Raw genomic sequence first — 13474 nt, 5'->3', positions numbered from 1 at the left:
AATAGTGCATCATGACAACTGTCAATCAAAAAAAAATATTATTGCATGAATATTTCTGCGTTTTCGCAGGGATCTGATCAGCACCCCGTCGCAAAAGGGTATTTGTTTAACATTGACCTCAGATGATTTATATTTTTAATGACAATAGTCCTTTCTCTGGTTTCTATTAAGTAATCTTTCTTAAGGCTTGACAAAACCCGGCTTACCTGATCGGCATTTGTCCCGATGATTTGGGCAATTTCCTGTCTGCTGAGAATTATTTCAACTTGGTTTTTGGTTTTTTCTTGATTATAAGTATCAGCAATGTACAAGAGACCCAGAATCACCTTTTCCTCATTATTCATTAAAGCAAGGCACTTTGTACGTAATTCGCTTTTCCGCAACTCTCTTGAATAAAAAAGCATTACTTCAAAAGTGAATTTTGGATTGGCCATAAAAGCTTCATAAAGTATGTTGTTTTCAATAAAGCAAATGATGGAATCTTCCAAGGTGATAGCACCGACACTGTATTTTTCCAGACCAATTGCGGTATGGCCAAGCATATGTTCTTCATTGGCCAACCTTACAGTCTGTTCTTTTCCAGTTTGGTCAGAACTGATCACTTTTACTTTTCCTTTCAAAATAAAATATGCACCCATGACAAGACTTCCTTCCATAAATACATATTGTCCTTTTGGATACAAATGTGTAATTGACCGTTGTTGTATGATTTCAACCCATTCTGGACTGCAATAATTGATTAGACAGGCTGGATTATTAAACCATGAATGCATAGATTTAAGTTTTTGTTCAAAATGTTCAGCAAAAGTACAAATTCTAAGGTTTCGGAAAATATGAAGTCAAAAATCCTGATTTTAATCAGTCTTTTGTAAAATCTGTTTAAATTTTTTTTCCAAGGTGTTTTTATTTTCAAAAGCAGTCTTATATTAGTAAAAAAAAGATAAAAAGGTCTTTTAATATTAATTTATCATTTAACCGGTCAAATATGCTATCAAAATCACAAGCGAGGACTTTCTTTCTTGGCGGAACAGCGGTCACTTTCCTGATATTTATTGGGTTGACCATTTATTCTATGGCCCCAAGTAACGATCAGTCCAATCATCTCAACATTACCGAACAGGTAATAAAGGGTAAGCACCTTTGGGAAACCAATAATTGCATGGGCTGCCACTCCATATTAGGTGAAGGTGGCTACTATGCACCAGAGCTTACCAAAGTCATCGATAGAAAGGGAGCCCCAATGGTAAAGGCTATCCTTCAATCTCCGATACCATGGGCACCCAATGGACGGAAAATGGTCGCTTACAACATGAGCGATGAAGATGCAGAAGCTATGGTCGAATACTTCAAATGGATTGGGGGAATCGATCTTAATGGTTTTGACCGTATTGTTTCTCCTCTAGCTAAAGACAAAATAAAAGACTAGCCTTATGAAATATAAATCACAACAGGTAGCTTACTGGTTTTTTGCCTTATGTATGCTGCTATTCTCATTGCAGATCATTTATGGTTTTATCATGGGTTTTGCAAGAATTGGGATGGATGGTTTCCATGATTGGATACCTTTTAATACTGCTCGTGCGGTGCACACCAATTTGCTGGTAGTCTGGTTGCTCACCGGATTTATGGGCGCAGCTTATTATATCATTCCGGAGGAAGCGCAACGCGAACTGGTTAGTGTTAAGCTGGCTTATGTGCAGTTGATTTCTCTGGCAGTAGTCGGTGTGGTTGCCATAACCGGTTACCATTTCAATATTTGGGAGGGTAGAAAATTCCTGGAAATACCCCGGGAACTGGATTATTTGGTAGTAGTCAATGTATTGCTCTTTTTGGGAATAATATTAGCCACTTTATTTAAAGGGAAAAGACAGACCACTACTGCATTGGTCATGACCATGGGGCTGGTATTTGCAGCTCTTTTGTACTTGCCGGGTATGATATGGTTTGATTCCCAGGTGACGGACTCTTTTTTCCGTTGGTGGGTGGTCCATCTTTGGGTAGAGGGTGTTTGGGAATTGATCATGGGCGGTATATTGGCATTCCTGTTGATCAAGCTGACAGGAGTAGATAGGGAAGTCATCGAAAAATGGCTATATGTGATTGTAGGTTTGACATTCCTGTCAGGGGTCCTTGGCACCGGTCATCACTACTACTATATAGGGGTGAATAAAATCTGGTTGGTTGTAGGGGGAGTGTTCTCTGCCTTAGAGCCGCTTGCTTTTCTTGCCATGGCCTTGTTTGCAGTGTATATGTACCGGAAAGGTGAGAAAAACCATCCTAATAAAATTGCCCTTTTCTGGACCATCGGAGCGGCTATAGTTTCGTTTATCGGGGCGGGATTGTTGGGTTTTGCACATACGCTTCCCCAAACCAATCTCTACACACACGGAACATTGGTGACAGCTATGCATGGGCACTATGCATTTTGGGGTGCTTATGTGATGATCGTATTGGCGATAATCAGTTATGCTATGCCAAATCTAACAGGCAGGAAACGTCATGACAAAACCAATGGGCATCTTGCCTTCTGGCTATCAAATATCGGTATGCTTGGGATGGTGGTAGCGCTTGGGGTTGCAGGTGTTGTACAGGTTTATCTTGAAAGAAGGTTGAACATGGATTTTATGGTAGCTCAAGAAGAGGTGAAAATCCACTTTGTGGTGATGTTGCTCAATGCTACCTTATTTTCTATTGGCATTGGGTTGTATATCTATGAATTTATCAAGTATGGAAGGCCGTCTGACGAGGCTTTGACCAAAAAGGAAGAGGCGATATTGGTCAGCTAGGGTTTTTTGACCTTTTTCAATGTTAAAATAATTTCGATTAAACGGTTTGTTTCTTTATTCAGGTTATCCTGAACCCAGCCAGGTTGCTCTTATAGGGTAACTTGGCTATTTCACCAAAAAAAATAGAAAATATCATGATCATCGAAGTACCATATTATCATCAGACACATCAGGAAAAGGAGGTGTTTATTCATGTTTTCCGGAACCGTATGCCCTTACTTCTGAAGGGACCTACAGGAAGCGGTAAGTCCAGGTTTGTAGAATATATGGCCCACCAAATAGAGCAGAAGTTGATCACCATTTCCTGCCATGAAGAAACCTCTTCGACTGACTTGATTGGCAGATTTATTATCAAAGGTGCTGAAACAGTTTGGGTCGATGGTCCTTTGACCACTGCGGTTCGTGAGGGAGCCATTTTGTACTTGGACGAAGTGGCGGAAGCCCGTCCTGATGTGATTGTGGCGATCCATTCTATGACAGATCACAGAAGAGAATTGTTTATTGATAAGTTGGGTGAAAGGGTCAAAGCCCATGAAAATTTTATGTTGATTGCTTCCTTCAATCCAGGCTATCAAAGAGGCTTCAAAGAGCTGAAGCCTTCTACGAGGCAGCGTTTTGTTGCATTGAGTTTTGATTACCCGGAACCTAAGATCGAAACAGAAATCCTGATCAACGAAACAGGAGTTGATAAGGAGGTAGCCAAGAAGCTTGTCAGTATAGGAGGTAAAATCCGAAATCTTACAGAATTAGGTTTGACCGAAACGGTGTCCACCCGGCTATTGGTAGATGCTGCCAAATTGATCCATTCAGGACTTCCAAAGCGGCTTTCCTGCCATGTGGGCATTGTAGAGCCGTTAAGTGATGATGCACAGACCATTGAGTCCATGAAGGATTTGGTGGATTTGATGATATGATATTGAAAAATGGTAGAAATATAATGGAAATATGCTTCTCGAAATATTTAGAAATATGCCATTGCCGAAATAGATATTGGTGGATACTGATTGATATTAGAGGATATTGGCTGAAAGCGATATTGAGGTATTAGTGTCAAGGTTGAAATCAGGTTTACCAATAGTTGATATAGGAGGGGGATATTGGTGGGTATTCTTTGATATTTTAGAAGGACTTCAGTTAGGGAGGTGGTGTAATCATCAGGAGGAATGGGATTGACAAGACAAATAAAATAATAAGATAAATGGGACTGGATTTAGATGAATGGGTATACGGCAAGTTAGTCCGCTATTTTAAAAAAAGCAGGCTAAAGTCAGAAATGGGTATGTCCCATAAGGTGGACTTGGAAATGATACGTCCCCGCTTGACTTTTTTGGCAAGAGCGATTACCGGTAAAGCCATAGATATTTACCCCGCTGAAAGAGAAGGGGGATACAAAAACAATAATTTTTTCCTGCCTATTTCTTATTCTGAGTTTTCAACTTGGGAAGAAAACCTATACTTCTATTTTTTTAGAACCATGTACTTGAGCGTACAGCAGGATTTGGGATACAATTGGACCATAGCTACAGATGACATCATGCTTTCAAGGCAAATGGCGGAACAGACGGCTCCTGCTATTTTGGAAAAGTTGAACTTGGATTTCAGGATTGCCGGACAACTGCATGAAAAATTAAAAAATCATTTTGAATCCAAAACTAAGGTTGGAGAGCAAGCAGATTTCAGCCTACTTTACGGGAAATGGATGTTTGCTGACCCTGCTTCAGATGCAGAGGATCAGCTCCAAAATTTTGACGACCGTACCAAAAAAGGCAAAGAAGAAAATCCTACGACCACATTGATGGCCAAAGCAGTGGAGGAAGTCAAAAACCTCACCATCGATAAAAAGCAGCAGGAAGATTATGTATTACTGCACAATTTTGAAAAAGTCGAAACTGCCGAAGAATCCAATGGCGTATGGAGGGACTTTGATGGTAAAGATGAATTGGAAGACCATCAGGATGCCTTGGAAGAGTTGAGTATGAAATTTACCGTGAGGGTGGATGACCCGGCCCACTCGGTCTATCAGGCAGAATTTGTGGAAAATACCACAGTCTCTGAAAGTGCGGAAAGAGATGAAAGAGGCTTCCATTTACTTTATGATGAATGGGATTTTAAAAAGTGCAGTTATAAAGAAGCTTTTTGTAAAGTTTACCCCAAAATCCAGGTCAAAGCGGACATGGAATATTATAGGAATACCATATCCAAAAATGCAAGTACCTTGGCGGGGCTTCGGAAGATGCTGACATCTGTGAATAATAAGATGCAACAACAACGGCGGCTGAATCATGGAGATGAATTTGATATTGATGCCCTGACCGATTTGTATACCGATGTGCATGCCCGCAAAACCCCTTCGGAAAATATTTATCTGTCCAAGCGTAAGAAAGAAAAGGACCTGTCCATTTTGCTCCTCTTGGATGTCAGTCTGTCCAGTGATGGATATGCTGCCAACAATCGGGTGATTGATGTTGAAAAAGAAGTGTCCATTCTTTTCGGTGAAATTCTAAATGAGTTTGATATTGATTTTTCCATTGACAGTTTTTATTCCAAAACCAGAAATTATTCAACCTATCTCACACTCAAGGAATTTGATGAAAATTGGGAGGTAGGTAAGAAGCGTGTAGGGGCCGTAGAACCTCAGGGCTATACTCGTATCGGTGCCGCCTTGAGACACGCCGGAGCCAGATTGGATTTGCGGCCGACCAAAAACAAGTGGGTTATTCTGATATCAGACGGCAAGCCCAATGATTATGACCGCTATGAAGGAAAATATGGCATACAGGATATCAAACAGGCGCTGAGGGAATTGAACGAACAACAGATCCATTCTTATGCTTTGGCCATAGAAGCACAAGCCAAGTATTACTTACCTCAGATGTTTGGACAAAACCATTATCAGATTTTGACCAACCCTGTTGAGCTTTTGAGCTCCTTGGTCAAATTGTATGAAAGAATTAAAAACCAGTAAAATGGAATGGAACTAAAAACTTTAAAAATCGATCACCAGGATATTTTCTATCCCCCCGGGGGTGTTCTGCTTTGGATCATCATCATTTTGGAACTGGTCACTTTCGGTTTGGGAATTGGAGGCTTGGTGTATTACGGAAAGTTGGAGCCAGAACTTTTTCATAAATCCAGGTTATTACTTAATGCTCCTTTGGGCATGCTCAATACAATTGTTCTTTTGGTTAGTGGGTATTTTATGGCGAATACTGTTTCAAAGTTAAGGTTGGGAGAATTGTCTGCCTCCAAATTTAGTTTGGCATTTACCATGTTCGGAGGTTTGATTTTTGTGGTACTCAAGAGCTGGGAATATCTTGAGAAGCTTTCATCAGACATTGAGATGACAGATAATATGTTTTTTACTTTTTACTGGCTACTGTCAGGTTTTCATTTAGCTCATGTCTTAATCGGTTTAGTGATATTAATGGTCATTTGGTTCAATTTAAAAAATAAAAATGAGGCTACAGTGGTTTCAGATGTAGAGTCGGGTGCTGCATTTTGGCATATGTGTGATTTGATTTGGTTGTTGCTTTTTCCATCACTTTATCTTGTTTTTTGATATGAAAGATGAAAATTTATTCACACTCTTGGTTTTGATAGGATTGACTTTGGTAACTGGATTAGTAGCAAGCTTTTGGGGAGAATCCGGGCTTTTGTCCGTTACGGTTATGGGGATTGCGGGTGTTAAGTTTTATTTGGTAGCCTTTGAGTTTATGGAATTACGAAAGGCACATTTATTCTGGAAAATCGCTACAGTTACAGTGGGGTTGTTGGTTGTATTGCTGGTTGGAATGGTTATATGAATTATTTGAAAAAAATTTGTAGAGTTGGGTAAAAATTACTTTATTTCGGAGTAAAAACTCTTAAAATAAAAATGAAGGTACTCTCCCAAACGAGTAAATATGGTATCAGGGCTTTGCTTTACATTGTAAGTCATCCAAGAGTGAATGAGTATGTCAGTATAGGCGAAATAGCCAAAGAATTGGGATTGTCTTTTCATTTTCTGACCAAAATTTTCAGAGAATTAAACAATGAAGGAATATTGTATTCATACAGGGGACCTTCAGGAGGAGTAGCTTTGGCCAGACCTGCTGATCAAATTATGCTCGTGGATATTGTATTGGCGTTGGAAGGTAAGGATTATTTTGACAATTGCTTGTTGGGATTCCCAGGATGTGGAGTAGAAAAACCTTGCCCGGTACATGATTTTTGGAAAGAAGTTAAAGCTGATGTGAAAACACATCTTTGTATAACTAATCTTGCTGAGTTGGGAGATAAAATTACAGCCAATGAAGTCCGACTATTCGATTGAAAAAAAAAATTATATTTAAATAAGATAAAATACTCTTAAATATGAAATAAGTTTTATTTTAAACCCTGCCCTATGAAACCCGATACCAAATTCCTCAGCTACCTGATGAAGCAAAAAAACTGGTGGCTCCCCTTTGTAATCATTTTTGTTATCAGTATTTCAGGTCTGATATTTATTGCATATCAGACTTATGAAGAAGCACCTCCAATTCCAACCTACGTCAATGAAAGTGGAGAGGAAGTCATCACGCAGCAGCGAATTTTGAGAGGACAGGAAGTTTTTCACCGGTTTGCTTTGATGGAATATGGAAGCATGTTTGGAGATGGAGCGCTGAGGGGGCCTGATTTTACAGCCCAGGCCCTAAATGAACGTGCCAAAAGCATGTTCAGGTTTTATGCTGAAAATTTGAAACAAAATGGCAATGGAAATGAATTTGAATCCGAAGGGATTTTAAGTAAAGTTCAAAAAGAAATTAAAGAAAACACCTATAAAGAAGAGGATAACACGGTTCATATTTCCCAAGCACAGGTTCACGCCATAAGGGATTTGGAAGGATTTTACCAACAAATGTTCTTGGATCCTGATTTTCATGAAGCCTTTAAGCCAACCAATTATATCACGGACATTTCAGAAATAAAGGACTTGAGTGCTTTCTTTTTTTGGGGTTCATGGGTGTGCAGTGTGCAGAGACCTGGTGAAAAATACAGTTATACCCACAATTGGCCTTATGACGAGTATGCCGGTAATGTAGCTACCCCTGCTACTTTGATATGGAGCATCATTGGGCTTCTTGGATTGGTCATAGGGCTTGGATTGGTATTGTATTATTATGGGCAATTTGAACAGTTGAGTGAGGAATATTATGCCAAAGGTGCCTCCGAGATGGTGACAGAAGAAAAACTTCGAGCGTACAGACCAACACCTACCCAACGGGCAACCTTTAAATTTTTTTATGCAGCAATTTTGATCTTTTTGGTTCAGGTGCTGGCCGGGGTTCTGACAGTTCATGATTTTGTAGGATTCACAAAATTTTTCGGTTGGGATATCCAAGAAATGTTACCTGTGACTGTTTCCAGAAGTTGGCATGTGCAATTGTCTCTCTTTTGGATTTCTGCTTGTTGGGTGGGGATATCCTTTTTTGTGCTGCCCTTATTGGCCAAAGAAGAACCAAAGGGTCAGTTGTTTTTGATCAATTCACTCTTCGGGATATTTTTTGTGATGGTTGGGGGGGCTTTCATTGGGATCTTTATGGGCCCAATGGGGATGATGGGAGATTATTCCCGATGGCTTGGTCATCAGGGGTGGGAGTTTGTAGAATTGGGCAGATTATATCAGTATTTTCTATTGGCAATCTTTGCCCTTTGGGCGATAATTGTGTATCGGGGTGTCAAAAACACCCTTAAACCTGGAATGCCTTGGGGTTTGCCCAACTGGCTGGTTTATTCCATAGTCTGTATTCTGTTGCTGTTGCTTTCTGGATTTGTTGCCCGTCCCGAAACTAATTTTGTGATCGCAGATTTCTGGAGGTGGATGGTTGTCCATATGTGGGTGGAGGCTTTCTTTGAGGTATTTACCACTATTATAGTAGGTTATATGATGGTGATGATGGGCTTGGTCAATAGACAGGCAGTGGTGAAAGTGGTTTATATTGCGGCTTTGCTTTTTCTAGGATCGGGTCTTTTGGGGATTTCACATAATTTCTATTGGAATGCCAAACCGGTAGGGACTTTAGCTCTAGGCAGTGTATTTTCCACTTTGCAAGTAGTGCCACTGATTCTATTGACTTTGGAGGCATGGAGGATGCAAAGGATGCCATACCTTTTATCATCGAAGCAAAATATTAGACAACGATCTTCTCTTTTTGCCATGCCGGGGGTTTTTCTTTTTATTATTGGAGTGACTTTTTGGAACTTCTTTGGGGCCGGTGTATTTGGTTTGATCATCAACCTTCCCATTGCCAATTATTATGAACATGGCACCTATCTTACTGTCAATCATGGTCATGCCGCACTTATGGGTGTTTATGGGAACTTATCCATAGCGGCGATACTGTTTTGTCTGAGGTTTTTGGTAAAACCTGAGAAGTGGAATACCCAGTTGGTAAAGGTTTCATTTTGGTCTATCAATATTGGTCTTTTGCTTATGGTGACCTTGGATCTTTTTCCAGCCGGTATCCATCAGTTGGTAGCAGTGATGGAAGAAGGTTATTGGTTTGCACGTTCACAAGAATTTATTCAAAGTGTTCCTTTCCAGACCATGACTTGGTTGAGAATTGTCGGGGGTTCGGTATTTTGTATAGGGGGACTATTTCCTTTGACCTGGTTTGTTTTGAAAAGTGTAAAGTATTTGAAGCCTTCATCACGCTTAGAAAATGAGGCTCCTGTCATGGAGGTTCAGGAAGGAGAATTGGTTTAACTTTAAATGTGTAAATAAATGATGTGGTGTTTATGGATATTAAAGAGTGTGGCCAGATGGCTGCACTTTTTTTGTGGTGGAAAGGGGAGCCTGATATATTAAATAATTAGTTTGACAAAAGATTGTTAATCATTAATTTAGTTCAGTATTTTTCACTAAAATTTTTAAGGCATGGAAATTAAGCAAGAATTTTTCCCTCTAGCTGGGGAAACTGAAATCATTATTGGATTGGCAATCGAAATGCATAAGACATTGGGTATGGGATTTTTGGAGGTTGTATACAAGGATGCATTGGAGTATGAATTTAACAGGAATGACATTTTTTTATGAAAGGGAAAAAATGTATGATGTGGCCTACAAGACAGTGATTTTGCCCCATAAGTTTTTTGCGGACTTTGTTGTTTTTGATTCTGTTATTCTGGAAGTCAAAGCCAAAAATGCAATTGCCAATGAAGATATGGCTCAAACTATCAATTACTTGAAATGCTCTGACTGTGGTGTAGGCTTGATCCTTAACTTTGGGAAAGCAAAATTGGATATAAAAAGAGTATTGTTTTGAGTTTTTAGTTGCCACGGAGAAGCATGGAGGAATGGTTTACAAAATTGTTATGTTTTGAGATTAAAATCCGCGTTTTCAGTGCTTCAGTGGCAAGTAAAAATCTCAGTTTCGCCAGACTATACCTAATTCAGGATAATCTGTGATTGCAAAGTTCGGCTTTTTGCTATGAGGTAATGTATTGATTGTTTCTTTTTCGCCTACAAAGTGTTGTAGAAAGTATTTGCCTTTATAGCCTTGGTCACGTAGGAAAGCAGCCATTTCCGAAATTTTTTCTTTGCTGATCAATTCAGAGTGAACAGTAGTCCTCACTTCAAAAGGCACTTGACAACCCAAAAGCACCTCCAAACTTTCTTTGAATTGATCAAAAAAATCAGATTTGGTTATTTTATCAAAGTCTTGTGGGAGTGCTTTGAAGTCTAGGGCAATATAGTCCACCAGGTTCCCATAAATCAGATTTTCCAACACATGCGGTCTGCTTCCATTAGTGTCGATTTTGACTTTCATGCCCAGACTCTTCACTTCCGAAGCATACCAAGGCAAATCTTGGTGCATGGTACATTCTCCACCACTGAAGACAACTCCATCGAGTAGATTTTTTCTTTTTTGTAAAAAACTGAGCACTTCTTCAAAACTCACCTTTCCTTTGCCAGTGACGATTTCAGGATTGTAGCAATAGCCACAACGCATATTACAGCCCGCAAACCAAAGGATGCAGGCTGTATGATCTGGATAATCCAACAGGGTAAATGGGGTTATACTGTAAATGGGCTTTTTGACCATTAGGTTTATTCTTGGAAATGGGTTCTCTGTTTATGCTCTCCTTTTTTGCCGATATTGAAACTTTCCACGGGTCTGTGGTATCCCATCACTCTTGTATAAACAAGGCATTTGGTTCTTTTACTTTCATGTTTGGCAAGTTGGTTTTCTGTTTGAGGTTCTTTGATTTCAGTTAGCATTTTCATGATGGTTTTGGTTTAAATTATTTAAAAGAATTTCATCGCATTTTGGACAGTATTCATGTTCTCCATTCAGGTATCCGTGAACAGGACAAATGCTGAATACTGGAGTGACTGTGATATATGGCAGCTTAAAATTGGACAGTACCTTTTTCACCAAATTGCGGCAAGCCTCAGGAGAGGATACCTTTTCCCGCATGTAAAGGTGGAGTACCGTACCCCCGGTATATTTGCATTGGAGTTCATCCTGAAGCATTAAGGCTTCAAATGGGTCATCTGTATGGTCAACAGGAATCTGGGAAGAGTTGGTGTAGTAAATGTTTTCTTCCATACCAGCCTGAATGATGTCCGGGAATCGTTTTTTATCTTCTTTGGCAAATCTGTAGGTAGTGCCTTCGGCGGGAGTAGCTTCGAGATTGTAAAGATTTCCAGTTGCCTCCTGAAAAACTTTCATTTTCTCTCTGATGTATTCCAGGATTTCAGCAGCCAAATTTTGACCGGAATCATGGGTGAGATCATCAGTTCCATCAGTAAAGTTGAGGATCATTTCATTGATGCCGTTGACACCGATGGTGCTGAAGTGATTTCGGAAATGGGCAAGGTATCTTTTGGTATAAGGGAAAAGTCCCCTGTCATACATCTCTTGGATAAATTGTCGCTTCTTTTCCAATGTGGATTTGGCAATCTCCAATAAGTGATCCAATCGCTGATATAATCCCTCAAGGTTACCTTTATAAATATAGCCAAGCCTGGCCATGTTGATGGTGACCACACCAATACTTCCGGTCATCTCTGCCGATCCAAAAAGCCCATTGCCGCGCTTCAGGAGTTCTCTCAAGTCCAATTGAAGCCTGCAGCACATGCTGCGCACAGCATTAGGTTTGTAGGCATTCGGGTTTTCTACTTTATTTCCATTTTCATCATAGGTATATTGACTTCCGATGAAGTTTTGAAAATACGAAGAGCCGATTTTGGCAGTATTTTCAAAAAGCAGGTCAGTATTTTCACCATACCAATCAAAATCCTCGGTGATATTGACTGTAGGAATGGGAAAGGTGAATGGCTGTCCATTGGCATCCCCTTCTGTCATGATGGTATAGTAAGCCTTGTTGATCATGTTCATTTCCTTTTGGAAATACTTGTAACTCAAATCTTCCAGTTTGTTTACACCTCTTGTTCTGGTTATACTCAGTAGATTTTCATCTTGGATTGACTTGAATAAATGGAGATCATTTTTTGTAGGAATCTGATCTTGAAGATCTTCAGGGACAACCCAATCCAAAGTAATGTTAGTAAATGGTGACTGGCCCCACCTTGCAGGGACATTGAGGTTGTATACAAAAGAACGGATGGCTTTTTCAACATCTTTTTGGGAAAGTTGGTCTTTGAATACATAAGGGGCAAGATAAGTGTCAAAGGAACTGAAAGCCTGTGCACCTGCCCATTCACTTTGAAGAATCCCCAAGAAATTAGCCATCTGACCTAAAGCCTCCCTGAAGTGGGAGGGAGGTTTGCTTTCCACCCGTCCACGGACACCATTGAAACCTTCATTCAGCAATACTCTTAATGACCAGCCGGCACAATATCCGGTCAGGCAGTCTAGGTCATGGATATGGATATCACCATTACGATGGGCATACCCTTCCTCCTTGCTGTATACTTTATCCAACCAATAGTTTGCGATAATTTTTCCTGCCACATTATTTACCAATCCAGCATTGGAGTAGGAAGTATTGGCATTGGCATTAATGCGCCAGTCTGTTTGGTGGATGTATTCCTCTATGGTTTGGGTGCTATCCACATAGGTAGTATCCTCATTGAGTCCCGCGACATGTTCCCGTTGCATTTTGCGGGTATGCCTATAAAGCATAAAGGATCGCATAACATCAAAATACCCAAATCCATATAGTGCTTTTTCAATGATATCCTGAATCTCCTCTACTGACCAGGTAGTTTTGGGTTCTAGTTGCTGGAGTACTTTTTTAAATGCGATGGCCTGATAAGGTTGATGTACACTTTGAAATGCCTTTATTAATGCATCTTCAATTTTAAAACGTTCAAATGGTGCATATTCACCATTTCTTTTGATGACAAATTGGTCCATAGAGAATTTGGGTTGATGGATTTTTGGTAAAACTTTCCCAAAGTATAAAATAGGCCGTTTTAGATAGATGGATTTTGTCATGTATAGAGATGATCTAAATCAGACTTTTTTGTCTTAAATAGAGTTGTTTGATGTTAAATATAAGATTAATTTGTCCCTTTATTTGAATTTTTCAGAAATGATGCTTAATAAGCATTTTTGCTTGAAAATGAATTTACATCCAAAAGAATGTTTCTTTGAATAGATACAGTTTTAAAGGCTGCTCAGGATGGATTAAATTCTTTTAGAAAAAACTGAGGTATCATAAAGAACTGGTGAATAATTTTTAAAAATTTAATAAAA

Annotated in this window: 14 protein-coding genes; 10 read left to right on the top strand and 4 right to left on the bottom strand. The window is 39.6% G+C overall.

Features of this window, described 5'->3' with window-relative positions; genetic code table 11:
• Positions 1-77 precede the first annotated feature (77 nt).
• Entirely contained in the window at positions 78-773 is a 696-nt protein-coding gene (locus B9A52_RS23070; RefSeq protein WP_084122943.1) for a Crp/Fnr family transcriptional regulator, read from the bottom strand.
• A 212-nt stretch (positions 774-985) separates the two neighbouring features.
• On the opposite strand from B9A52_RS23070, the gene B9A52_RS23065 reads away from it, so the two are divergent.
• The 10 genes from B9A52_RS23065 to B9A52_RS26260 all read left to right on the top strand — a co-directional run bounded on the left by B9A52_RS23065 (position 986) and on the right by B9A52_RS26260 (position 10072).
• Positions 986-1426 (top strand): c-type cytochrome, encoded by a 441-nt coding sequence (locus B9A52_RS23065; RefSeq protein ID WP_084122942.1) that lies wholly within the window; start codon positions 986-988, stop codon positions 1424-1426.
• A 4-nt stretch (positions 1427-1430) separates the two neighbouring features.
• Positions 1431-2786 carry a cbb3-type cytochrome c oxidase subunit I gene (locus B9A52_RS23060; protein ID WP_084122941.1) on the top strand — a complete coding sequence of 452 codons (1356 nt, stop codon included), beginning with the start codon at positions 1431-1433 and terminating at the stop codon, positions 2784-2786.
• A gap of 134 nt (positions 2787-2920) precedes the next feature.
• The gene (locus B9A52_RS23055; protein ID WP_084122940.1) at positions 2921-3700 is read left to right on the top strand and encodes a CbbQ/NirQ/NorQ/GpvN family protein; all 780 of its coding nucleotides are present in this window, start codon (positions 2921-2923) and stop codon (positions 3698-3700) included.
• A 284-nt stretch (positions 3701-3984) separates the two neighbouring features.
• Positions 3985-5751 (top strand): nitric oxide reductase activation protein NorD, encoded by a 1767-nt coding sequence (locus tag B9A52_RS23050; protein WP_084122939.1) that lies wholly within the window; start codon positions 3985-3987, stop codon positions 5749-5751.
• Between the two features lie 6 nt (positions 5752-5757).
• Complete coding sequence (locus B9A52_RS23045; RefSeq protein ID WP_084122938.1) at positions 5758-6345, top strand: cytochrome c oxidase subunit 3; 588 nt, start codon at positions 5758-5760, stop codon at positions 6343-6345.
• Between the two features lies 1 nt (position 6346).
• Positions 6347-6589 (top strand): cytochrome C oxidase subunit IV family protein, encoded by a 243-nt coding sequence (locus B9A52_RS23040; protein WP_084122937.1) that lies wholly within the window; start codon positions 6347-6349, stop codon positions 6587-6589.
• A gap of 71 nt (positions 6590-6660) precedes the next feature.
• Positions 6661-7098, top strand: a complete 438-nt coding sequence (locus tag B9A52_RS23035; RefSeq protein ID WP_084122936.1) for an RrF2 family transcriptional regulator — start codon at positions 6661-6663, stop codon at positions 7096-7098.
• 72 nt (positions 7099-7170) lie between these two features.
• Positions 7171-9513, top strand: a complete 2343-nt coding sequence (locus B9A52_RS23030) for a nitric-oxide reductase large subunit (RefSeq protein ID WP_084122935.1) — start codon at positions 7171-7173, stop codon at positions 9511-9513.
• Between the two features lie 171 nt (positions 9514-9684).
• Positions 9685-9843 (top strand): GxxExxY protein, encoded by a 159-nt coding sequence (locus B9A52_RS26265; protein ID WP_231955379.1) that lies wholly within the window; start codon positions 9685-9687, stop codon positions 9841-9843.
• A complete protein-coding gene (locus B9A52_RS26260; RefSeq protein WP_231955377.1) occupies positions 9827-10072 on the top strand; it encodes a GxxExxY protein in 246 nt (81 codons plus the stop codon). The genes B9A52_RS26265 and B9A52_RS26260 overlap by 17 nt, the downstream gene beginning before the upstream one ends.
• A 102-nt stretch (positions 10073-10174) precedes the next feature.
• Here B9A52_RS26260 and B9A52_RS23020 read toward each other — a convergent pair whose 3' ends face one another.
• Genes B9A52_RS23020 through B9A52_RS23015 form a run of 3 tightly spaced genes read right to left on the bottom strand, consistent with a single transcriptional unit; the run spans position 10175 to position 13132 of the window.
• Complete coding sequence (locus B9A52_RS23020; protein ID WP_084122934.1) at positions 10175-10852, bottom strand: anaerobic ribonucleoside-triphosphate reductase activating protein; 678 nt, start codon at positions 10850-10852, stop codon at positions 10175-10177.
• 5 nt (positions 10853-10857) lie between these two features.
• On the bottom strand, positions 10858-11034 hold the full coding sequence (gene nrdD, locus B9A52_RS26420; protein ID WP_262483137.1) for an anaerobic ribonucleoside-triphosphate reductase: 177 nt from the start codon (positions 11032-11034) through the stop codon (positions 10858-10860).
• Positions 11018-13132 carry a ribonucleoside triphosphate reductase gene (locus B9A52_RS23015; protein WP_084123659.1) on the bottom strand — a complete coding sequence of 705 codons (2115 nt, stop codon included), beginning with the start codon at positions 13130-13132 and terminating at the stop codon, positions 11018-11020. Before B9A52_RS23015 ends, nrdD begins: the two co-directional genes overlap by 17 nt.
• Positions 13133-13474 lie beyond the last annotated feature (342 nt).

This window comes from Aquiflexum balticum DSM 16537 (assembly GCF_900176595.1).
Lineage (GTDB): Bacteria > Bacteroidota > Bacteroidia > Cytophagales > Cyclobacteriaceae > Aquiflexum > Aquiflexum balticum.
Note: the sequence above shows the minus strand (reverse complement) of the source record. Positions and strands in the feature narration are given on the sequence as shown.